Consider the following 22,995-nt stretch of genomic DNA (forward strand, 5'->3'; position numbering starts at 1 on the left):
AAGCACAGGGTAGAAAAATTACCACGCCCTCCACACTAATGTTACAATGTAACGCTATTTACGACTTTCATTTTTATTTATAGGTATTTAAATGGCACCTTTGCAGCTAGAAACATACATCAAATACAGCAAATTTGTCGCTTTGTTAGCGATTTTGATCAGCATTGTCGCTTGGACTGTTGAACTGACCGGCATCGTATATGTTTGCCCTTATTGTAGAGCACAGCGAACTGCCATTGGTCTTTTAGGGTTGCTGTTGATCCTTCCCAGTGCATCTCATTGGCTCTCCAAATACGCTGCGCTTGTTATTGGTTTTTTTGGCGCGGTTGTCGCTGCAAATCAGCACTTTATGGGCTGGAAGAAAATCTCAGCAGGCACTTTCAAGTTTCATGAGCACATTGCTATGGACCCATTTATTTTATCGGGTTTGGCAATGACAGGTATTATTGGTTTAGTGTTTTTGCATTTAAAACAAGTTAAACCGAATAAAACAAATGGATAGCTAAACCTGCCCCATTGATCCAAGCTTTACGTCAGCACTGCATCGAGTGCTGACTTGACCAGATCACTACAACCCATATACGCAGGGGTTTCTCCCGTCTTGCCGTATCAACTCTTTCAGCTCTTTTTTATAGGCTTGGTCTGCATCGTCATTATGCCAATACCACTTCCCAAATAATTCTACTGCAAAGCGCATTAATTTAGCTTTAGTATCTCCGACACCTGATTCACATAGCATAGAATAAAATAGCGCATCAGCTGCAGCTCTCTCTATCTCATGGGTATGATAGAGCCAATCATGTACTAACGCAGCTTTCATATATCTAGGATTAAATGGGGTCCCTACTATGTGATAGGCCAATATGGGAATACTTGCGCCATCATATTGGAAGAACTTGGGTACCCAACGAACCTGACCGTTATGTTCATAAGGAAAGTCATCCACAAGTTCATAAGCATTATCTAATTTATTTGAATGTGTCACGATCACTGGCTTAAGGTTGAGTGCTTTCACGATCTTTGCCCAGAAAAACAAACAGTGTGGTTATTCAAGCATGTAATTATGTCAGTTTTGTTAGGTGAAAATAGGCTTTGGTGACGAAGCTTTCGGAAATATCATTAGTAAAATGAACAAGCAACAAGAAAAACTATGGCAACCCCGCCATGGAGTTGCCATAGTGGCCAAGCTGGCTTGTCCCTTATTCTTTTTATTAGTTGGGACATCATGCATCCTCGTACTGAAGGCTGCTTGATATTAAGGGCGTGTTATTATTTTTTTATTACCCTGATTTCGCTGTAGCGCTAAGCCTCAACAAGGACCTATATTAGGTATTAAAACCGCCTAATGTCAACGTAAAAATAACTTTAATGTTTGAAAAAGCTAATATTATTAATTTTTTTATTCTTGAACATTTATCGATATCAGATAGCGAGCATTTGACATATTATGTCTTATGTTTCAAGCATAACAAAGTGCGTAAGCAATACTAGTATCTTAAAAAGACATTAACTCAGACAAAGTATATTTCAAGGCTATTGGCCATCACAGCTCAAATAGCTAGGATTTAAAATTTGATTCACAGTTAGTCTATTAAGGTTATTTTTGGCCATTATCGGCCAATGTTCGAGTGCCACTTCCCTCCCGTCGCTGGCAAACCATATATTTGAAAAATATAACTATTAAAATCACCACATGTAAAAAATCTATCTCCTATTTCAGAGAGGCCGTTGCGTCGCTTCGATCATGCTAGTGCAAGTTTATTAAGTCCAAGTGTTATTTTCACAAAAAATATACATTTATATATGTATCGAGTTTATTTCAACATCATTCGAAACACGCTTTATAGAACATAAAAGGATGAAACATGTATAAGGTAAAATTGGCGCTTTTGTGCTTATCGGTATTTGGATACTCACAGGGTGTTGCTGCACACTCAAACACCTCTGAATATAATCGCTACGTTAATTTTAATTGGGGCGAATGCCCCGGCTCTTTTGCCACCCCTGATAAGCGCAACCTCTGTTCCTTTGCAAAAGTACCAGTTAACTGGGACAAACCAAATGACAAACAAATAGATATTTTAGTTTCGAAATATCCTGCAAAAAGTAACCAACCCAAGGGCCAAATTTGGTTTCTACAAGGAGGGCCAGGCTATTCCGCAAGCTTTTACGCCCAGCACTACGACACGACACTTTCCCAATACACACAAGACTATGATTTATACATTCTTGAACACCGCGGTGTGGGCTGGTCAACACATTTAGAATGTCCAAACAAGCCAGATGGCGACTACCAACAATATCAACAGTCGTGCTATGACGCACTCCATCAGAAATGGGGCGACGATTTATTTCACTTTAATACCACGGGTGCCGCGCAAGATTTAGCCTATTCTATCGACAAAAGCCGAGCGACAAACTGGTTGCCAAGCTACGTTTATGGCGCGTCATATGGAACGCTTTGGGCGCAACGTTTTACTCAAGTCGCACCGCAGGGCGCACAAGCGATTATTTTAGATTCCATCGTCCCATCTAAAGGGTTTAGTCTGGACTTATGGGATGAAAACTTTAACTATATCTTTAGTGGATTAGCTGAATACTGTAACGCGGATCCCTTGTGTCAAAGTAAACTTGGAAATGATTCAGAGCATACAATCAAAACATTGTTAAATAAGGTTTATTCGAACTCCCATTGTCCGCAGACCAAGTTCAATCAAGACTCATTGCAAGCACTATCCACATTACTCATGATGCGCTCAATAGAGGGCGCGCTTATGCCGGCATATTACCGGCTAGCAAGGTGTAATAGTGACGATGTCATTGCCCTTAACAACCTACATCAATTCATTTTTGAAGGTACTGGTCGTCAACTACTCGAGTTGCAGCCCAAACCTAAAAATGACTACTCTCAGGTATTATCCAGCCTCATCGTTCACAACGAAATAAGCCAAGAACATAGATCCCTTGAGGCGCGCCTCAACTACTGTAAGGATGCGGTATCTTGTATTCCTAAAGCACTGCTGTATAGCCGCTATATTCAAAAGGCCGTATGGGGAGACAAATATCGTAGCCAGTTTACCTATACTGACGTTCATCATTACATCCCGACACTCATGCTCAATGGTGATTTAGATCCGCAAACACCGCATAGCTACGCGTACGACTTTATGCGGACTTTTACCAACGTAAACCAGCGTTACATTGAATTCCCACAAACCCCACATGCCGTAATCTTTGAATCCCCTGCTGATACAAATACAGGGAATAATTGTGGAGTTGATGTCATGCAAAGCTTTCTAAACAATATATGGCAACAGCCTAATACTGATTGCATTGCAAAATTACATGGTCTCAATTTCAATCTACCAGCATTTGAAAGTACATTGCTGTTTGGAACCGAGAACGCCTACGATGGCAGTGCACAAGTTATGACATTGGATTCACTAAAAAGGCTACGAGATACGCACCCAGAGAAATTTTCGGCAGCCCGAGATACTTTAATGCGAGTATCAGATTTTTAGAATCTGGGCAGGTGAAGACGCCAATATGGCGTCTTTCGCTCTGTTAACAGCGACGTGAACCACAGGCACGGCAAGTTAAAGTTGCAGGGCACTTTTTGCCCGTAATATCACAGCCAAAATCTGAGTGAGCACGACCACCAGCCACTCTTGGTGTGTTTTGATTTTCTAGCTCGTTATTAAGCTGTGTAAGTTGTTTGAAGTTTCTTTTTTTCAATTTAAGTTTCATTTTTAATTTCCTTTTGTTTACTTTTTAATCCAAAAGCTACACTACCAGACAATTAACTGAGTCTCAATATAGGTAATAAATGCGTTCTTTGTTGTTATTTGGCGTTACAAATTTACCTCCGACTCATCGAATAAAACGTACTATATTTTCACATTCCCTTTATACTCTTTGGGTTGTGAGTAAAAAACGCGCGTATAAAAATGAAAACTATCAACTTTGTAGCAAGTATCGTAGCGGCGCTGGGCGCCGCAATAAATCAAGCCTCGGCGAACGAAAATGTTGAGGACATATTTAAAAATAACTGTGCTTCTTGTCACGGAGCTCAGTTACAAGGGGCTATGGCTGGCTCGCTGCTCGATACGCAGTGGATCACTGATGGCTCAGATAAAGCTTTAGCAAACGCCATAAAAAATGGACTACTCGATCGCGGAATGCCTGCATTTGGGCATGCCTTAACTGAGCAAACTATTCGCACCTTGGTCGTGTATATTCGTGAAACAAGTTATAATGCCGACACTGCCAAACTCAAAACTCCCACTTTAAACAAGCAGTTCAAAACAAATCACCACAATGTAAATACTCGAGAGGTACTTTCTACCAAGGGTATTATTTGGGCTTTAGATTTTTTGCCTGATGGAAGCTTGATATATACACTTCGCCAAGGTGAGCTGTGGCATGTTGACGGCAAAGGAAATCGTACACACATTAAAAATACCCCCACAGTCTGGCATCGAGGGCAAGGTGGCATGCTCGATGTGCTTCCTGATCCTGATTATCAAAAAAATGGCTGGATATACCTGTCTTACAGTAAAAAAACAGGCAAAGACAAGGCTGGACGTGACATAGGGATCACAGCCATTGTTCGTGGAAAAATTAAAAACGGTAAATGGACAGAACAACAGACCTTATTTGAAGCACCAAAACACACACATAAGAACCGAGGCTGGCACTTTGGTTCACGATTTACCATTGATGGGGAATACCTCTATTTTACCAACGGAGACGAAGGCCATCAGGATGATGCACAAGATCTGGCAACCCAAAATGGTAAGGTACATCGTATTTATAAAGACGGTCGAATTCCGAAAGACAATCCATTTTACAATAAAAAAGACAGCCTAAAAACAATCTGGACCTATGGCAACCGCAACCCACAAGGCTTAGTCAAACATCCTAAAACCAACCAAATTTGGTCAACAGAGCATGGCCCTAGAGGGGGTGATGAACTCAATTTGATCAGCAAGGGCGTGAACTACGGATGGCCAAAAACTACGTTTGGTATGAATTATGATGGCTCACCAATTACACCTCATACAGATCTACCCGGTATGCAATTACCCGTTCACCAGTGGACACCCTCTATCGCTGTTGCAGGCATGAACTTTTATACTGGTAGTCAGTTTAAACACTGGCAGGGGGACCTTTTTGTTGGCAGCCTAGCAAAAAAGCAACTGCACCGGATAAGATTCAAGGGCAATCAGGTAATTGAAGACGAAATAATTTTAAAAGGGCTTGGTAGAATTAGGGACGTAGTGACTGCACCATCAGGTGAACTGTTTATTACTGTGAACGACCGTAATAGCAACACAAGCAAAATAGTTGCACTGAGTGCACAGAAGTAACTATGCATGGTAGCGGTGCTGCACAGCACGCTACCTTTATACCCTTCGAGTTATGATAATTTAAAAAATGACGCAGATGAACGCAATCTGACAGATAATTCGACAACCTCTTTGACTGAGTTAGACAAGTCGTTACTGGCTTGTGTCGAGCGCTTTGTTGTAGCATCGACGGCTTCAACAGTTTGGTTAATTTGATTGAGCCCGGTTTCTTGCTGCTTCGAAATAGCCATGATGTTTTGCACAAAATGCGACGTTTTATTGGCAGCAGGGATAATAGTCTCCAATTGTTTACCCGCATTTTCAGCTAAGCTAACACTATGGTCAGCTGTTTTACCAATACGCTCAGATGCATTTTGACAACGCTCAGCCAGTTTACGGACTTCACTGGCCACAACAGCGAACCCTTTACCATGTGCACCTGCGCGAGAGGCTTCAATAGTCGCGTTCAAAGCGAGTAAATTTGTTTGGTAGGCAATCTCATCGATGATCTTTACTTGCTCGGCAATGGTCTTCATCGCTTCTATCGTTGTTTTCACCTTCTGTCCGCCATCGTTGGCTTCCTGTGTCGTGTTAATTGCGACCTGATCTGTGGCGAGCGCAAATTCACTATTCGCTTTGATGGATTCGCTAATCGATGTCACGGCTTGTTTTGTGTCCGCTACACTTTGCTCTTGAGATATCGCCGTGGACTCCATTTCTTTTGCTGTGCGAATAACCAGTGAGGAGAATTGCTCAAGTGCCGTTGCACTTTGCTTCACCTCGAATACGACAGTTCTAAACTGCTTTGCCATGCCCTTTAACGCACGTATTAACTTGGCAGTCTCGCTATTACCGGTTACCTTTCTCTTGAAATGCAAATGACCTTGCGCCAACGCATTTGCAATAGAAACCGCTTCATTTATTGGCCCAGTGATAGAACGAGAAATAAAAACAGCCAATAAAATTGCAGCTAAGAGACTAAACACACTTACCCAGATCACGAAATTTTGAGATACCCTGTTGTCCTTTTGTAGTATCGGCCCTAAGTCATCTTGTTTATCTTTAATATTCAATTTTAAAGATTCAATTTTACGCGCAGCTTGTTGGCCTATAACATCTAATCGCTCTCTTTTGAGGGCATTACGTTTATTAATAACGTCAACGAGTTCTGTAAAGCGACTCATATATCTAGGCGCAAGGCTGCGCACGTTGATAAAGTATCGCCGCCGTATCTCATCTTGTAGCTGTTCATCTAATTGTTTGAGGTTTCCTAAAAATACGCTGTACTCTCTGTTCACTTGCTCAACATCCGCACTGTCATTGCTATCCAAAAATTTGATAACGTGAAGCCTCATCAACAATAGACTTCTAAGTGCTAAAGATGCGTAAAATGCAGCCTCCATATCATTGTCTTCGCGCGCACTAAGCAATACCCGAGACAAATCTTGCTCCATCAATGGCCCCATTTTGTTTAAGCTTTTGTGTACAATCTCATTGCGCTCAGCAATTTTTTCTTCAACTTTCGCAAACGTATTTGCATATTGTGTTGCGAGATTTTCTACATCTATGAAGGTTTGTACTTGTTCATTGCTAATAGCATCATGGTGAGCATTCGCCAATAGCTCATTCAGCGTTGCCATTCTTGTACGCTCTTCTTGCAATGCTATCTGGCTACCAGTGTTAATATAATGAAGTGCGGCGATTCTAATCGTCAGTAAATTCGCTTGAACACGCCCTGCGTTGTTGGTGTTTCTTGCTAGTGAGCGGTACTCTTTAAAGCCATCGGATGCGGTGTTTAGTGCCTGAATAGATACTAAAACAGCACAGCTAAAAAGGAGCAATAACACACAAAAACCCAAACCAAGCCGACTCGATATTTTTAGCTGTGCAAACATATCAACCTTCTGGTACATCCATACCTTTGATATACGATTCTAAAAATATAATACAACGGCTACACATTGCTGGTTTTTATTGTTAAAAGCTCATCAATATACTTACCCTTAATTTAAAAAATACATCCCAAAAATGGGTTAGCAGGCGCTATTTAGTACTTTTTCCTTGGTAGATTTTATTTCGATGCAGATCTTTTCAGTTGGCGCACGGACCGTTGCAATGCCAAACACAACCTCTTCCTTTCTTTGGTTGCTACATTGGCAATCGATGATCAATGAACCATGTCGAAAATCTTTGTCAATCACTGTCACTTTTGTGGTGATTACATCTCCTACCACAACAGGCAAAGCAAACTTTAGATCTTGTGAGAGGTAAACCGCACCTGGGCCCGGAAGTTGGGTGTTGATTACCGCAGAGATCTGCGCAGCAGTCCAAGTACCCTGAACGACTGCGCCTTGGAAAGCCATATTGTTAGCATATTCTTGTGCCCAATTATCTAGACTCTGCCCTTCGGGCAGTATGCTTAAATCTTGAATGTCACTCAATTGCACCAGTCGAGTACGTATTGCACTTTGACCTATTTCAATATCCTCAAAAACAACATTCTCTAGTTTCATCTTTTACCCTGTCATCTGGACGCAATTCTCAATATAGAGCTCTGATGCCATGACCATTTTAACTTCAACAAACTCAAACTTTGAGAGATGCGCAAACCCCACCTTGAAGGCACCGAGTGCCAACCACGTTCACGGCAAAGTAGACCGCCTGAGTCTCAATCAAGTCCGTCGCCATATGCTTTTTTTGGTCTAACTACAGTATAGAAGCGAGACTTTTCATAAATAAGTCAATTTGCAAGGGCTACTAAATTGGAAATTAAATAGGCAGTTTTATGAATCATAAATTAACGATAAGCTATTGAATAACCATAAATAATGATAAACACCCTAATTTTATCTTGATCACTTTACACAGGCGCAATAAACAGTATTATCCGTTCCGATTAAAACGACACATATTAGGATAGAAATGAAATTACTTGCCTTAGCATTATCAAGTGCTCTAATTTCAACAGCAACATTTGCTAGCGACACGGTTAACTTTGATTACGTTGGCGCAGGCTACGCCAAATTTAAGCTTATTGATGAAGATGGCGATGACAGTTTAAATGGATTTACAGTAGAAGCGAGTAAACAGCTTGATCAAAACTGGGTTATCTCTGCTCAGTATTTAGATACATCTCTTGATAAAGCTGATACTAGAGTCTCTGAATATGGCGATAAAGTTTATACAACATACGTGGAAAGCACCAGTGACATCGCGCAGTGGAATATAAACGCAGCCTATATTATACCCTTTGAAAACAATACATTGTTAGAACTTGTTGGTTCAGTTGGCCGAATTAATATGGATAATGATGGATTTATAAAACAAACAGTTAACTATTTAGACACTCATGGAGAAGAACACTCATATCCTCGCTTTCAACGAGACTATGACACACAACTCCATACTAGCACCTACGGTATCGAAGCAAACTACCACATTGCGTTTTTAGATAATTTTAGAGCGACAGCTGGAATCGGTTATCAACACTTTAGTAGAGCGCAAGATAAGAACGAATTTGCCTACCAATTTGAATTAGCTTATGACATTACTAAAGACTTTACTATCAGCGCAAGTTACCAAAACGTAGATGTGTACGAGAATCATTTTGTAACTGTTAGATATAACTTTTAAACGCACAATATAGTGGGAACAGCACATTCCCACTATCGTTTTCTTTCCACTCTAAGCGCTTTTATCAATAATATGTATATCTCTTTGAGGGAAAGGAATTGAAATATTGGCTTTGTCTAGTGCTGGTTTAATGGCTCTATTCGTCGCAAAATACACATCCCAGTAATCATCAGTTTTGCACCAAACCCATATCGTCAAATCAATTGAATTGTCGCCATACCCCACGACGCCAACAAAGGGAGCTGGCTCATTTAGTATTCTCTCGTCACACTTCGCCATCTCCAATATAGCGCGCTCAGCTTCATCAACACTGTTGTTGTAACTGATCCCAACAGACAAATCGACTCGTCGAATGGGTTCATGTGTCACATTGTTGACTTGCTCACTTGCTAAGGGACCATTAGGCAGAATAATACGCCGATTGTCCAACGTGATTAAAAAAGTACAAAATACATCAATGGCCTCAACCACCCCTTCTTCACCCTGCGCAACAATATAATCACCAACCTGAAAAGGTTTGAAAATGAGTATCAACACACCACCCGCAAAATTTGAAAGACTACCTTGTAGCGCCAAGCCCACAGCGAGCCCCGCGGCACCCAAAATGGCAATAAAGGATGTCGTTTTAACACCCAGCATGGAGATCACTGATATAAACAAACAGGCCTTGAGCAACACCGTTGCTACACTACTGAGCCATTTCCTCAGCGATATATTGAAATCTTTCTTTTCAAGTAAATAGTCTATGGCATTGCCAACAAGCGAAATTAGCCAAAGGCCCACTATCAAAGTAATAATTGCAAGCGCCAGTTTCGGTGCGAAATTAACGACATGCTCTGTGACTAAGTCCATTACTTTTTGCGGATCAAACGAAGATGTGTCCATAAGAACCCCCTTAAATTAAACCTTAAGGATTAAGCTTAGTTAAAAAAATGAAATTAAAAATGAATTTTTATAGAACAAATGTTCAAAGCAAAAAGCTAAAGCCTAGACTGAGGCTCTAAGCTGGAGGCGTGGCTCTACTCACCGCGAACACGCAGACTTGATGCCTGCACCAGAGCACAGCATTTAATTTAGTTGGCAACCTAAGCCCTGCGTATCACTCCCCCTTTTTATCACAACTTTTTGTTTTCTCAGTCCTAGTGTAATCCCATGTAATTTTTGCAATTAACAAGTTATGTAAAAATATTAACAACATTCCATTACCGTCAGAGAAATTTATGCCCAGAGATTACCCGTTAATACTTGGCTGGCTTCGAAAGAAGTGGCCTTGGATAATATCAACGCTAATTGCTTTCGCTATTTTAGTTGTGGTGTTTCGCACCGTAACGGCTTTAAGCGAACTCAACTATGGATTGACACCACCAAAACTCCCTAAATATGAGCACTTAGAGACCAAGTTTATTAATCAATCAGGTTGGCCAAGTATTAAACACTACAGTGATGAATGGCCTTACCATGCATCTCAAGGTACGGCGACTTTGCCCATTCCTTATGAGTGGTTAATTGCCCTTGAAGCACCGAAAAATACACCTTGGTTTATTCTTTTTGGTCAAGAAAAAGCCTTTTTATCTGAATATATCTACCGGCTTGGTTTTGTTAATTTGAATCCTTCAACAGATTTGGACAGCACTCAATTACAATTGCCTTTAGGGCTGGCAAAAACAGCCAGCATCCCAATGCCTGGCTTAAATCGCTCAGCAACTGCGGTTGGCTTTACTTGTACGGCTTGCCATACAGGGCAGTTTACCTACAACAACATTCGCTACGTTGTTGATGGTGGGCCTGCGATGACCGATTTGGGCTTGCTAACCAAATCACTGGGAGCTGCCATAGGTCAAACTGTCTTGTCGAGTAAATTGGCGCCATTCGACAGCCGCTTTGAACGCTTTGCAAAGAAAGTATTAGGCAGTAACTACAATGTTGTGAGCAAAGCAAAGCTTAAAAGTGCGCTGACCGATACTGTCAGCCAGCTTGCCAAGACTCAGGATACCATCAATGTGACGGAAGGCTTTACTCGACTTGATGCACTAAATCGCATCGGCAATAAAGTATTTGCGGACAACATGGATAGACCTGAAAACTATAACCCAATCGAAGCTCCAGTAAACTACCCTCATATCTGGACTACCTCATGGTTTAATTGGGTTCAATACGATGGCTCAATTATGCAGCCTTTGATCAGAAATGCTGGCGAAGCGCTCGGGGTAGCGGCAAATGTAGACATGCAGGTACCCGAAAATATCATGCAACAGCCAGCTACTTTTTCTAGCTCAATTCCGATAGACACTCTATACGATATCGAAGAGTGGCTGGCAGGTGAGTACCCTTTACGTAATTATACAGGAGCATCAGGCCAACTAGGAGAAATAAATGGCCTTCGCGCGCCAAAATGGCCAAACAGCTTGCCTAAACTCAAGCCCTCTTTGGTAAAAGCAGGGAAAGAACTGTACAAACAGAATTGCCAGCAATGTCACCTGCAGCCAATGGATAGCCCCGGTTTTTGGAAAAGTAATTGGCACGAGATCAGCTACGAAGAAAATGGTGAAGTTAAGTCTACTACTCACAAATACTTAAATCTTAACCTTTACTCTATAGAAAAGATTGGCACCGATCCTGCCCAAGCACTAGTTCTCAAAAATCGGACCGTCAATACCAAGGAGCTGGGACTCAATACTGATTTGTGCGTTGCGGTTGATAAATATCAAAAAACGCCTGAAATGCGTTCTGATTTACAGTTTATCAATGTACAAGACAGTGCTACCAGTAATTTTGCACTCGCACTCGGCGCCGTTGTAGAGGAAACCAACCAGCAGTGGTTTAAACAAAACTACACACCATTCGACACTCAACAGCAGCTTGAGGGCGGCAGGCCCAATTGCTTAAGGCATAGTGGTGGCTACAAAGCGCGGCCGCTCAATGGTATTTGGGCGACAGCCCCCTATCTACATAATGGTTCTGTCCCAAACCTGTATAGCCTACTTTCGAAGCCCTCACAAAGGCCTACTTTTGTCGAGCTAGGCCGCCTCGAATTTGACCCTGTCAATGTTGGCATAACTCAAAGTAAGCATATTGAAGCCTTAAATACCCGAAAGGACCTACCTCCAGCGAATCAAGTCGATGATTACCAAGGAGGCTATTTTGTTCTCGATACGCGTCAAGCTGGCAATCACAATACAGGCCACGCCTTTACAAACGATACAAGTGTACCGGGAAAAATAGGCAGAGAACTCAGCCACGAAGAGAAAATGGCGTTGATAGAGTACTTAAAAACATTGTAATTTGAGCTTGTGTGCATACCCATATGGGTATGCACCGCTATCAATCATGCTATCGGCGCTTTCGCCATGTAAACTGCTTTCGAAATGCACTCGGAGTAATACTTTCGTGCTTTTTGAAAAACTGATTAAAGTACGCAGAACTGTTAAAACCGCATTGTTGCGCAACAACCCCTATCGGCTGGTGTGTTGTCGCAAGTAGATGTCTCGCTCGCTTTATTCTCAAATGGTCACAATACTGTGAGTAGCTCATACCGAGACTGTCTGCGAACAGTCGTTTGAGTGTAGCTACACTGAGATTAGCCAATAAAGCGCATTCGGTCAGACTTGGTAAACAAGCCAAGTTATTTTTAATGACATCCAGTACTGGCTCTATCCTTGTAGTATTACGACGTGGTGCACTTGAAATAGCACTTTGGGATATGTGTGATTGCATTAACTGCGACAATACATCGGCCAATATCGTGAGCTTCTTAAGTGCTTGGGCACTGTTCATGCTCAGCATTAATGGCATCACTTTGTCTGTTATTTCCTTTGAAAATACGATGCCAGCTTCCAATCCAGTCAGCCAAGCTTGAATCACTTCAAATTCACTGATCTCAACTGAAAATAACGCCTTTGGCCAAAGCACGACAACCACATCGCCGACGGGCGCTAATTGATCTGTATTGTCCCACGTATGGGGTTCTCCAGGTAAAATTAAGGCAAGATCAACCGCCTCAAAGCAATGAACATCACCGGCCAAAAAGCGCTTGCCTTTTGCGCCCAATGTTAAGATTAATTCAAAACAATCATGTTGATGCCATTCAAACAGCAATGGGCTATTTTGAATATGCTTAACACGAACAGATTCATTGATGGTAAATCGAACGGGAGCGGGTTTGCTTTTACTAATGAGCTAATACCTACTAATTTTGAGCCAATAACTAAATTTATATCGCGAATTTTTGGCAAAGTAAACGCAACTTAAATGATGAGATGTAAAATAATGAATGTCGTATTCGATCTAGATGGGACTCTAATTTTTAAAGGTCAGCCTATGCAAGATGCAGTAGCCAAAGCGTTACGGGCAATCGAGCAACAAGGCGCAACGATACACTTTGCGACGGCACGCCCGCTAAGAGACACCTTGCCAGTACTTCCAAAACACTTTTGGCACCATCAGATCATTGGTTGCAATGGCGCGATGATTAGTAAAAACAAAGTCGTTTACGACACTTTAAACTTCAATAAACGAGAAGTTATCGAAGTTTTGAACTGGCTTGATCAAAAAGAAATTCCATACCTATACGACGGCATTGAGGAATATGCGATCTCAGACACGCCACATCGCTTTCATCTAGAAGTTAAAAAGTTAGGTAGAAACCCATATTGTAACCAATCACTTAGGTTAGAACCCATCGTCAAACTGTTGGTACTAGAAGAAAATCGCCACCTAGAAGTCAAAGCGTATCTGAATACTGCACTCAGTGACTATGATTTTTATCACCACAATGGGTGCAATAGTTTTGATGTCGTGCCCAAATACAGTAATAAATTAAATGCGCTATTGCGCGCTGGCCTAGATATGAAAAACACATTATGTATGGGGAATGACCAAAACGATATTGCCATGTTAGAAGCTGCACAATCAGCTTATGTGGTTGGAGACCTTATATCTTTGGAAAGAGAATATACGAAAGTAACTCAAGAAAACTTAGTCGAAAAGTTATACGAAATTTCAAAAACAATATAATAAAAATGACATTAAAAATAATAAGTTTTATTTTAAAATTGTAAGTGTGTTTTTATCACACTTACAATATCAAGTAACAACTTTTAAACTGTGATTAATAAACTTTTGAGCAAATTATTTCTTCGACGTAATCATCACCATAATCTTTATAGCGCATACCCGTTAAGTAATAATCACTCGGGCAATAAGCAACACCTGTATAAGGTACACGGACAGCGGTTTCTGATCCAGTTGAATGCGACCTCATCGCCTTACACCGTAATGCCTCAACGCTGTCATCGCCGCTATCAGCATAATAAAGCTCAGTCACTAGGTGATTCCTTGGGCAACGGTATGCTTTAGAACCGTTGCCATCCATTTGTACCTTTACCGTTGCAGTAGTAGCCCAGTACCAAGGTACTGATCCATATGTATCTGCAAGAAATTGCTCAACACTTCTATCACTGCCACCCGCACCATATACGGCGCGGATCCCACCATTTGTTGCGTACCACCCTGACCCATTGCCATTCATTCGCTCCCAGTACGACGCTTGTATTTCTTGCCTGTCATGTGGCGACAACTCTCCAACCTTCGTCACATACTTTCCGACATCTTGATAATAATCTACGTTGCTTGGAACGTCATTAGTATTAACATTGGATTCTCCTGCAACACTTGAAAAGTGCATAATAAGTGCAGTTACTCCGATTAAACTACCGCTTGCTAATTTACGTAATTTCATTTTCATCTCCTTTTAATTTAATTGACTGAGCGTTTCGGTAAATTAGCTTAGTAATAAATGTGAGGCTTAAACATTACAAAGCATTACGATAAACCACCTTTATAAACCAATGCGCTTTATTGATTTTTCATACAATTAAAATCCACCCACTTTAATCAACATTGAAAATAACTAAACAGATAAATCCGCCCCTATTAATATAAATAAAATATCAATAATCGAACTAGATAATATTGCCAGTTCTTTAATATTACCTTTGTCAATATGGTCACACGCAACGTCAATAGCAACCAACCAATAAAGTTATAATTATCAGCTGATTAGCCTAGGTTTTATTGGCATTTTTGTACAAGTAAACCATGAAGCTTCTCTCAACGTATAGATGTACACACTGAATGTTGGGAGGTTGTATGAATCACTACATTATCAAAGGCCACGATTACACTGCGTTTCGTGAGACACAAGATGAGCTGGAAGCCCTGCACCTAGATACCGAAGATGTCAGCGCTCTGTGTGATAACAAGGCACATCCTTTACATGACTGCCTTACTAATCATATTGTCGGGATTTTAAAATCAGAGATAGTTGTGCTGTTGGCAATCATTGTAAGCGCGTATTTCGCAGTTACCTGGGTACTTATACCACCAACTGCCGCCGTAATAGGGACTGTTGTGCTTGCACTGTTTAGCATTTGGGTATGTGGCATGGTGGGTTCAGACTTAATACGATATTACATGATGTGTAAAGACTTCACTCAAGGAGAAAGGCACCCTCTAGTTTTGCATGTTGAAATTGACGACAACCAGCACGAAGCGCTTAATGCGGTGATGCAAAAACACCCTCAGATGCATATTAAAAAATTGCAGTAGTAGATCGCCTTGTAACTCTTGCACTAGATACACCAAGTAGGCAACGTTTGGCTGCCTACTTTGACATACGCTATTTGCTCAACGCTTCATGGCTAATCAATATACCTGGACATAAAGCAGGGAGATCTGACGGTTTCAATCCGCCCGGTAGGTGCTTCAACTTGTCGAGACTCACACCTGAGCTAACCGCTTTGTCTGACTTGTCCATAACCTCCTTAATCCAAGGAGTAAAATGCGAAACACGTGAGTACACTTCAAAGCTACCATACTTCTCAGACGGTCCACCACCGTAACGAGAGCTTATGCCTAACACCTGAATTCCGCGCTCAGTTTCAATAAAGGCAGGCCCACCGCTATCACCACCGCCAGATATTCCTTCAAGTGGTAAGGCATGTTCACCTTTATCAAACTTAAACGTCAAAATCGGGCCTTTCGCTTCCTCAACACGATTTTGAGCCTTTCTGAGAACCCCTTTATTTTCATAGTTATCAACGGTGATACCTGTAATACCATTGCCTGTTCCGCCTATACCAATAAACCAAATTGGCAGCCCTGTTTCGTCATTTCTGGTATACAAGGTTGCAGGGGGTAAATGCGCGACGTCCCCCATGAGCTCTACCAAAGCGATATCATGACTAATGCCCGGAGTGTGATTAGGGTGAATATGTAACCTTTTGACTGTCGCACTGCCTTTGCTCATTTTTATCTTGGTGCCAGAGTTTAAACAAAATGTTGTGTGTGCCGCTGTTAGAATCCATTTTGATGAAATCAGGATGCCATGAGCACCATCTATGTAAAATGTTGCAAGTGGCGGAAAGTCATCAGGTTTTGCTAAATAATTAGTCTCTTGAACATCATGACGAATAATAATGGCATTTGCATTGAGTGCTATAAAGCCCAAGGCTAGTAAAATATACTTCATATAACCCCTGTTTTTATTTTTACACCGCTTATGATTGGATATGATTTAAATATTAAAAAACGAAGTATGAGCGTAATTAAATATACTTTGTGCTAGCCATTGAGCGTATCAGCTTTTTCTTATCTGTTGCAATAAGTTCTCAGTAACACAACTACCCTGTGCATGTTGCCTAATAACCTAACTATTACTTGGCCTTAAGTCTTCTATCACTTTGGCGTCAACCCAAAAGATGTCGCTGTCATTTTCCTTGGTAGCACGATTGAAGAATAAGAACTTCCCATCTGGAGTCACACTGGCAGAAGCCTCTCTTGCGCTGGTATTTACCTTGCTACCAAGGTTGATGGCTTCACCCCAACGGCCTTGTTTGTCACGGAAACTTATATACAAATCAGAATTACCGTAGCCTGATTCACGAACACCATCCCAAATTAAATACGATCCATCCGGTGCAATAAAAGGGTGAGCGTTATATTTGCCCGTGTTGATTTGTGGGCCTAATCGTTCAGGTTTAGTTCGTTTTCCATTCACCAGAGATGATATTCGCAGGACGTCTCCGCTTTTATAATCATCTAATACGTAAGTGCCATCTGCAGCAGCTGTCAGCCTCATTATTCCCCAATCTTCTCTATCAAACATAGGGGCCAATATTCGATGCTTTGACCACCCTGCCGCAGTTCTCATCATTACATATTTACCCATGTGCATCGTTTTGCCATCAGGTGCAAGTAATGGCCGCCAAATACGCGGCCCTACTGTCGATTCCTGCCAATTACCATCAATTTGCTTGAATACAATAAGCGACCACTTGTTGGCTTTGGGATCTTTCCTCGTAAAGTAAAACTCCGACATGTCTGGGGAAAAAAATGGATTGGTATCACGCTGTTTCGCAGACACACTTCCCGGAGCAAATACTTTTGGCTCCGAACCTGGTGGTTTCTGGCCCAAATAGGGTCCAACCATTGGCCCGTTACGTTCCATTGCCGAAGCAAAGTCAGTCATAGCAAATGCCATGAACACAGCACCTGCCCACAGTGATTTAACGCTTCCCATAGATAACTCCTCAGTTTTATTAATCAACGTTTTGATTGCAGCATATCCACTGTGGAACAATTGACTTGACGTTTACTTGATTTGTCACGAACTTTTCTATGATTAAGAAAGTAAGTATATATATCAATATATTAACGTTGAAAAATTGGTGGCGGGACAGTCGTTTTCTTAGCCAAATCGTATGCGGGAGTTGGAGGCTAACGCAGCTTAACGCCCCCTACATTTATACAATATTTGTAGTACCCTCAAGCTAAGCTCGATTTTTGGAAAATAATCTATCCCAAATGAAACAGTACAGTCAGCAAACTTATCTATCGCCGCTTCTGTTCTAAATTGGCGCAGTGTTAATATTACTTTTTTGCAAACCTATTTTTTGTCTACAAATGGTCTTTGATACAAATGACCACCTCAGGCAAAGGATGCTGCCGCTCACCACAGCATTTAAAAGTGAGCAGCATATTGTCGTCGGCAAGTGGACGGCCCCTGACTTATTAGCTATTGAAGATAAAAGACACCTTCATAAGCTAACTCTTGATCCGTGCTAAAGTGCCCAAACCAACCGCCAATTTGAACTTCATATATACCATCTTTACTGTCTTTAATGACCAGTTCCGGATGTGCCGAAATACCATTGAGGTACTTCACATTGTAAAAAGACCAGTCAGACAAAGCGTTTGAAATGGCCTTAGATAAAAGTAATTTGGCGCTGTTAAAATTAGCCTGCTCAATTAGAGATAAAGACTTAAAATTTCGGTCATCCCATAGATTAATAATTTGACTGCACCCAGTGATTAAGCCCTTATTACCCAACTGATCATAAAAGGCAGGTAACTGCTCTCCATATTCGTCAATAAAGCTTTGCACATCTCTACGCTCATCATAACAGGCCATGGTAGGTACAACCTCCTTCAACGACAGTGTATCACCTATCACAACCCCTGATAGCCTTAGCTCAACTTCATCTTCTGAAACTCTGAATGTATCGTAGTCCAACATGTCATACTTATGCTCAAGTTCAGCTAAATATGAATCCGAAATTGCCTGGTGAAGTAAACTGACTTCAACACCACCTGCTTCCATGGTAGGTTTTGTGGCTGCAAGTTCGATGAGATTGCTCCATATCATAGGAAGCAACTGTCGGTTGTATTGCGCTCCAACCAATACGCCTTGGTGAAAGTACAAAGCAGTATTACGACCAATGGTGGTTAACCGCCACTTACTATTGACTTGCCAATCAAAACTAAATCGACCAATTTTGTTCAGTGCTTGCTCATATGTAGTGCCTAATTTAAGTCCGTATACGCTATCTTTGTTCAGTAGCGCAGAGCGCAATTGTTGCCCACGAATAGCATTTTCAAGTTCTACTTTTTCCAGTGAGATTTTCGCATAGTTATAAACAAAGCCGAGTTTATTCGCTTCATCTTGCTTTATCTTTTGCCCATGGCTGCACTGTGAAACAGGGGAAAGCTGCAAAAAGCCAGTTACCCGTGTGCTTCTTGTAATTTTGCCTCCCTTGATTTTAGCCTCATCGAGTTTGAACTTAAGTGACTCCACGATATAGCCAGTACTATTACCTTCATAGGTCAACTGAGATGCTTTGTTTAGCAAGCGTTGCTTCAATGCTGACATAACCTCTTTTCTTGCTTCTCCTTTCTCAAAGCTAGCCTCTTCTCTAAGGTAAACCTCTTTAGCATTAGCAGCTTCGGTGCACTCACTACCGCGAAAATAGATATCGGCGGCACTAGATGAAAAACTCAAAGGGAGCAACCACAAAAATAGAACTGAACGCATCCTTACCTCTTTATTATTTTTTGAACAATTTAAAGTAAATTTACTAGTAGCACAGTTTGGATAGTAATCCAAGTATATAAACAAGAACTCTGTAGGCTTTTCAAAATTCAGCTGATTATATTAAAAAATTAATAATAAACGCTGAGTTAAACAAGGGGGGATGAAAATTTAAGCCCGCATGAATGACAAAATAATATGAGAATGAAAAGTTGGTTATGCTTTTTATTGCACCGAAGAAGAAAAAATTACAAACCTATTATAACAGTAAACACCAGCACAAAAAACACTCGTTAGAAACAAAGTAAAAACCCAATTCAAAATAAAAAACAACCTTGAAAATTAACAAAACAAAAACAGTAAAAAAATAAAAACAACACAAAAGAGTTCAATAAGGAAACAATCAGAGCAATAAAAAAACAAATTAAAAAAAGCTAAAAACACTAAACCCAAGTAAGTTAATGGATAATAAGAAACAAAATGTTGACAGCTAACAATTTAAAAAATATATTAAATTCGAATCTTGGAAATTACGTTTTATTTCAAGAAATATTTATAAAGGATTTCTCATGCAATTATCTTTCAAAAAAAAGAACCTTAAATCTCTTACTCTTAAGAACTCTGAATTAGCAAAAAGCCAGACAAATAATATTGCTGGTGGTGCTAAGTTCACGTTCAATTGCCTTACAGGTGGCCAAAACGATTGGTGCCAGGAAAAATAGCTTAAGGCTATTTTAGAAAACTTGGTGTATGCATAATTTGTATACACCATATTGAATTATCTCAAAGAGCTGCATTTCGAAATAATATTAACCACCGATTAAAATCTGGTTTAAGCTCACAACCATTCATGAGAAGAAACTAAAATTTAATTAAAATATAATGTTCACACCCACTCTCGTCCCTCAACTGCTGACATTCATGAATTTAAAAACCAACCTGACAAATAAGCACCTAAGATACTTTGCTTATTAAAGCACCTTGCTCCTCTGGTTTGATCTCACCAGCCTTGAACATATTCCTGTTATCAAAACTAAAGCAAGTATAAGAAACAAACATTAATTCAACACCTGCATTATTTAACTTATTACTTTGCTCAAATAAATCCCCAATAAATTAAATAGGATTTTTCTTTGTTGCTGAAATTAATTTACTTAATCCCCAAGGTTTATCATTAGTTTTAACTTGCGAAAACGTAGCTTTTTATGGAAATTTTTCAGAGTCAAGAATAAGTACGTCGTCATGATATTAAAAATCAAAAACATACTCCTTACCTTGAAGTTCATATTCAAACATATGAGAAAGTGCCCAACAGGCTAGAAAGTCAAAACCTTTTTTAGCTATTTCGCCACCTCTTTCTGTTTGAGGCACATCAATAAAGTTTTTAGCCAACTCCATCATAATCCTTTACAAGAATCACAGGTATATTCCATACTGGATTAAGGATTAAGGATTAAGGATTAAGGATTACGGCTTATAACACCTAATAAACGACGAAAAATTGCAGGCTAAATTAAGCGAGGAATGAGCGCAAGCCTGCTTTTAGGCACTTGTTATATTTTTATTTTTTCGTAGAAACTCCACTTATAAAGTTGATACATACCTTCCCCAGTAGATTTCCACCCATCAGACTTTGTAGACACCCACGCCCTTATACTGTTCTTATCATATTTACTATTAAGGCTAGCGTCGATACGTAAATTTATTCCGACAAGCCTTCTACTATGACTGCTATTATTCATCTCATCATAATCACATTTTTTATTTGAGAACTTTATATCCCAGTTTTCAGGGCTCGTTACTTTAACTGAATAATTGGCACTACAGGGCGGAGCATCGGGCGACAAGCCCCAATAGACCTTTTCTTTCGTAAAAGTAAAGCTCCCATAAATAGCTTGACCAGATCGGCTTATAGCCTCCCAGTTGCCGATAGGAAAATCAGGAGATGAATAAGCAATATTAGAAAGCCCCAACATTGCCAGTATAATATATTTCATGTGCAATCCCTTAAAAATATACCGCCTCAATATGGGGCGCATAATGCATGGCTATACTTAGCGACAAAGGAGCGCAAGCCATGCGTTTTGCGTCCTTTGGTTTAGGCACTTGTTATATGCCTTTTACTCTGAAGTTTCAAATTCAAAGCCGCCAACTTTTTTGGCAACAATATTGTAAGCCCAGCAAAATAACCGCTGCATAAAATAAAACATTACACCATAAAACAAAGGAGCTAAAGCGAAGAATAAAAAAGGAAAATTAGGAATTTTCTCGCCATTGTTAGTTTCCATTTCGGGAGTGATAAAAAAGAAAAATAGCGCTATAAAGCTAAATGGCAACATTAAAATAGCAAAGGTAATTGCAAGGACTTTACTTGTTTGGTGACCTGAGATATTTGTAATTTGAACTTTCATATTGAACAGAATTCCCTTGGTATATAACGCCGCGCTCTGCGGCTGGATTGGAGCGCAGCGGAAAACCAGTCCGACAACAGCGCTTTGTTAGGTGACTCACTCACCCATGAAAACCCCTTTTCCAGTTTTTCTTAGTTCGTTTAGCCATTGAGTTACGGTTTTTCTACCAGCCTCTCGAATCGGATAGTTTCTGACCTTGCAGACTTCACTGGCACCGGGTGAAAAAGAGGAGGTCGTAACAATTAGCCCACCTTTAGCGCTCTCATCAACCACATCTGCCCAGAGCGACTTCACTAAGACTTTATCAATTTTTGATTTCGTTCGCTTACATTGAATAAGCTGCACTGGTGGATGAACAAATTCAGAGTCTTTGCTCCAAACCCTTACATCAATACCGCCATCATTCCTTCCTGATCCAATCTGAACCTTATAACCTTTTCTCTCAAAGTACTCAGCGGTAAGGGCTTCAAACTTTCTCCAGTGCATCGTAGATAGCTTGTCAGAATTGCTTGCTAAATAGTTGATATATCTTTGATCGAGAAAAGTACCATACATAGCATCTAACGATTCGCTTTCAAATAGCTCTTTAAGTTCAATTGGAGATTGCCATTCGGTCACTCTTGCTGAAAGCCAATCCCAAGGGCTTGCTTCTTCGCTTTCCTTGGTTAAGCTCACTAACCTATGTGCAATCTCCAGCGCCTCAACACCCAAATTCAATTGGATGTATTCATAATATGCTTCTTCATCGAAGTCATCGAATATTGAATTCTTACCCTGATCGAAATGAGTCTCTCCAAGCTGCTTTAATACTTTTTTGAACAAAGCTCTCTTATTTGGAGAGTGCATAAATTCCATGTCGAGCATGGTTGGAGCGTGCCCCACGAACTCTTGAGTGGTAACGCCTAAGCGATACAACATAATTTGAAAAGTATCTTCAATATGATCAGTTCGAATTCGAACAAGTTCTTCATTCTGTTTTTTAAAAATATCGAAAAGCGGATCGTTACTATCGAGGAGCTCGATCATCTCAGTATTGTTCAACGCCAATCCAGATTTATAACCGATTCTATCGCTTAAAAAAGATCGAAAACCTGTATTGGTTGTTACCCAAATCCCCATAGAACTCTCTTTTTCACCTAACAATTTAATATCGACCCAATGGGCCATTTTTATCATTGTACTGGTTCTATCACAATAACTAACTTGTTGCTAAAGATATTTTTTAATCATTGTAGAA

At 40.5% G+C, this 22,995-nt stretch carries 21 protein-coding genes; 7 read left to right on the plus strand and 14 right to left on the minus strand.

From position 1 onward, the window contains the following. Nucleotides 1-91: 91 nt before the first annotated feature. A complete protein-coding gene (locus J8M00_RS15920) occupies nt 92-502 on the plus strand; it encodes a hypothetical protein (protein WP_211011530.1) in 411 nt (136 codons plus the stop codon). 66 nt (nt 503-568) lie between these two features. Here J8M00_RS15920 and J8M00_RS15925 read toward each other — a convergent pair whose 3' ends face one another. Then, entirely contained in the window at nt 569-1,015 is a 447-nt protein-coding gene (locus J8M00_RS15925) for a DUF1353 domain-containing protein (RefSeq protein ID WP_211011531.1), read from the minus strand. Nucleotides 1,016-1,865: 850 nt separating this feature from the next. Here J8M00_RS15925 and J8M00_RS15930 point away from each other — a divergent pair. Then, on the plus strand, nt 1,866-3,521 hold the full coding sequence (locus J8M00_RS15930) for an alpha/beta hydrolase (RefSeq protein ID WP_211011532.1): 1,656 nt from the start codon (nt 1,866-1,868) through the stop codon (nt 3,519-3,521). A 43-nt stretch (nt 3,522-3,564) separates the two neighbouring features. Here the strand turns inward: J8M00_RS15930 and J8M00_RS15935 are convergent, their stop codons facing one another. Further along, nucleotides 3,565-3,747 (minus strand): hypothetical protein, encoded by a 183-nt coding sequence (locus tag J8M00_RS15935; RefSeq protein ID WP_211011533.1) that lies wholly within the window; start codon nt 3,745-3,747, stop codon nt 3,565-3,567. 200 nt (nt 3,748-3,947) lie between these two features. On the opposite strand from J8M00_RS15935, the gene J8M00_RS15940 reads away from it, so the two are divergent. Then, nucleotides 3,948-5,369, plus strand: coding sequence for a PQQ-dependent sugar dehydrogenase (locus tag J8M00_RS15940; protein WP_211011534.1), 1,422 nt, complete (start codon nt 3,948-3,950; stop codon nt 5,367-5,369). Between the two features lie 50 nt (nt 5,370-5,419). Here J8M00_RS15940 and J8M00_RS15945 read toward each other — a convergent pair whose 3' ends face one another. Then, on the minus strand, nt 5,420-7,243 hold the full coding sequence (locus J8M00_RS15945; RefSeq protein WP_211011535.1) for a methyl-accepting chemotaxis protein: 1,824 nt from the start codon (nt 7,241-7,243) through the stop codon (nt 5,420-5,422). A gap of 138 nt (nt 7,244-7,381) precedes the next feature. Then, the gene (locus tag J8M00_RS15950) at nt 7,382-7,861 is read right to left on the minus strand and encodes a MaoC/PaaZ C-terminal domain-containing protein (RefSeq protein WP_211011536.1); all 480 of its coding nucleotides are present in this window, start codon (nt 7,859-7,861) and stop codon (nt 7,382-7,384) included. A gap of 409 nt (nt 7,862-8,270) precedes the next feature. Between J8M00_RS15950 and J8M00_RS15955 the strand changes: the two genes are divergently transcribed. Further along, on the plus strand, nt 8,271-8,981 hold the full coding sequence (locus J8M00_RS15955) for a hypothetical protein (RefSeq protein ID WP_211011537.1): 711 nt from the start codon (nt 8,271-8,273) through the stop codon (nt 8,979-8,981). A gap of 51 nt (nt 8,982-9,032) precedes the next feature. Here the strand turns inward: J8M00_RS15955 and J8M00_RS15960 are convergent, their stop codons facing one another. Then, on the minus strand, nt 9,033-9,866 hold the full coding sequence (locus J8M00_RS15960) for a mechanosensitive ion channel family protein (protein ID WP_211011538.1): 834 nt from the start codon (nt 9,864-9,866) through the stop codon (nt 9,033-9,035). A 335-nt stretch (nt 9,867-10,201) separates the two neighbouring features. Here J8M00_RS15960 and J8M00_RS15965 point away from each other — a divergent pair, with 335 nt between their 5' ends. Next, nucleotides 10,202-12,262, plus strand: coding sequence for a di-heme-cytochrome C peroxidase (locus tag J8M00_RS15965; RefSeq protein WP_211011539.1), 2,061 nt, complete (start codon nt 10,202-10,204; stop codon nt 12,260-12,262). Nucleotides 12,263-12,311: 49 nt separating this feature from the next. On the opposite strand, the gene J8M00_RS15970 is transcribed toward J8M00_RS15965, so the two are convergent. After that, nucleotides 12,312-13,004, minus strand: coding sequence for a helix-turn-helix transcriptional regulator (locus tag J8M00_RS15970; RefSeq protein WP_211011540.1), 693 nt, complete (start codon nt 13,002-13,004; stop codon nt 12,312-12,314). A 243-nt stretch (nt 13,005-13,247) separates the two neighbouring features. Between J8M00_RS15970 and J8M00_RS15975 the strand changes: the two genes are divergently transcribed. After that, nucleotides 13,248-13,994 (plus strand): HAD family hydrolase, encoded by a 747-nt coding sequence (locus tag J8M00_RS15975; RefSeq protein WP_211011541.1) that lies wholly within the window; start codon nt 13,248-13,250, stop codon nt 13,992-13,994. A 94-nt stretch (nt 13,995-14,088) separates the two neighbouring features. Here J8M00_RS15975 and J8M00_RS15980 read toward each other — a convergent pair whose 3' ends face one another. After that, on the minus strand, nt 14,089-14,718 hold the full coding sequence (locus tag J8M00_RS15980; RefSeq protein WP_211011542.1) for a hypothetical protein: 630 nt from the start codon (nt 14,716-14,718) through the stop codon (nt 14,089-14,091). A gap of 410 nt (nt 14,719-15,128) precedes the next feature. Between J8M00_RS15980 and J8M00_RS15985 the strand changes: the two genes are divergently transcribed. Continuing rightward, complete coding sequence (locus tag J8M00_RS15985) at nt 15,129-15,587, plus strand: hypothetical protein (RefSeq protein ID WP_211011543.1); 459 nt, start codon at nt 15,129-15,131, stop codon at nt 15,585-15,587. A 70-nt stretch (nt 15,588-15,657) separates the two neighbouring features. Here the strand turns inward: J8M00_RS15985 and J8M00_RS15990 are convergent, their stop codons facing one another. From J8M00_RS15990 to J8M00_RS16020, 7 genes are all read right to left on the minus strand, one after another. Continuing rightward, nucleotides 15,658-16,509, minus strand: a complete 852-nt coding sequence (locus J8M00_RS15990) for a trypsin-like serine protease (RefSeq protein ID WP_211011544.1) — start codon at nt 16,507-16,509, stop codon at nt 15,658-15,660. A 177-nt stretch (nt 16,510-16,686) separates the two neighbouring features. Continuing rightward, nucleotides 16,687-17,559, minus strand: coding sequence for a hypothetical protein (locus J8M00_RS15995; protein ID WP_247687423.1), 873 nt, complete (start codon nt 17,557-17,559; stop codon nt 16,687-16,689). A gap of 495 nt (nt 17,560-18,054) precedes the next feature. Further along, nucleotides 18,055-19,350 carry a hypothetical protein gene (locus J8M00_RS16000; protein ID WP_211011545.1) on the minus strand — a complete coding sequence of 432 codons (1,296 nt, stop codon included), beginning with the start codon at nt 19,348-19,350 and terminating at the stop codon, nt 18,055-18,057. A 1,245-nt stretch (nt 19,351-20,595) separates the two neighbouring features. Beyond that, nucleotides 20,596-20,748, minus strand: coding sequence for a dsDNA nuclease domain-containing protein (locus J8M00_RS16005; RefSeq protein WP_211011546.1), 153 nt, complete (start codon nt 20,746-20,748; stop codon nt 20,596-20,598). A 152-nt stretch (nt 20,749-20,900) separates the two neighbouring features. Next, nucleotides 20,901-21,344 carry a hypothetical protein gene (locus tag J8M00_RS16010; RefSeq protein WP_211011547.1) on the minus strand — a complete coding sequence of 148 codons (444 nt, stop codon included), beginning with the start codon at nt 21,342-21,344 and terminating at the stop codon, nt 20,901-20,903. Nucleotides 21,345-21,467: 123 nt separating this feature from the next. After that, a complete protein-coding gene (locus tag J8M00_RS16015) occupies nt 21,468-21,758 on the minus strand; it encodes a hypothetical protein (RefSeq protein ID WP_211011548.1) in 291 nt (96 codons plus the stop codon). A gap of 96 nt (nt 21,759-21,854) precedes the next feature. Next, entirely contained in the window at nt 21,855-22,934 is a 1,080-nt protein-coding gene (locus tag J8M00_RS16020; RefSeq protein WP_211011549.1) for a restriction endonuclease, read from the minus strand. Nucleotides 22,935-22,995: the final 61 nt, after the last annotated feature.

Origin of the sequence: Pseudoalteromonas luteoviolacea (genome assembly GCF_018100925.1) — a bacterium.
GTDB classification, from domain to species: domain Bacteria; phylum Pseudomonadota; class Gammaproteobacteria; order Enterobacterales; family Alteromonadaceae; genus Pseudoalteromonas; species Pseudoalteromonas obscura.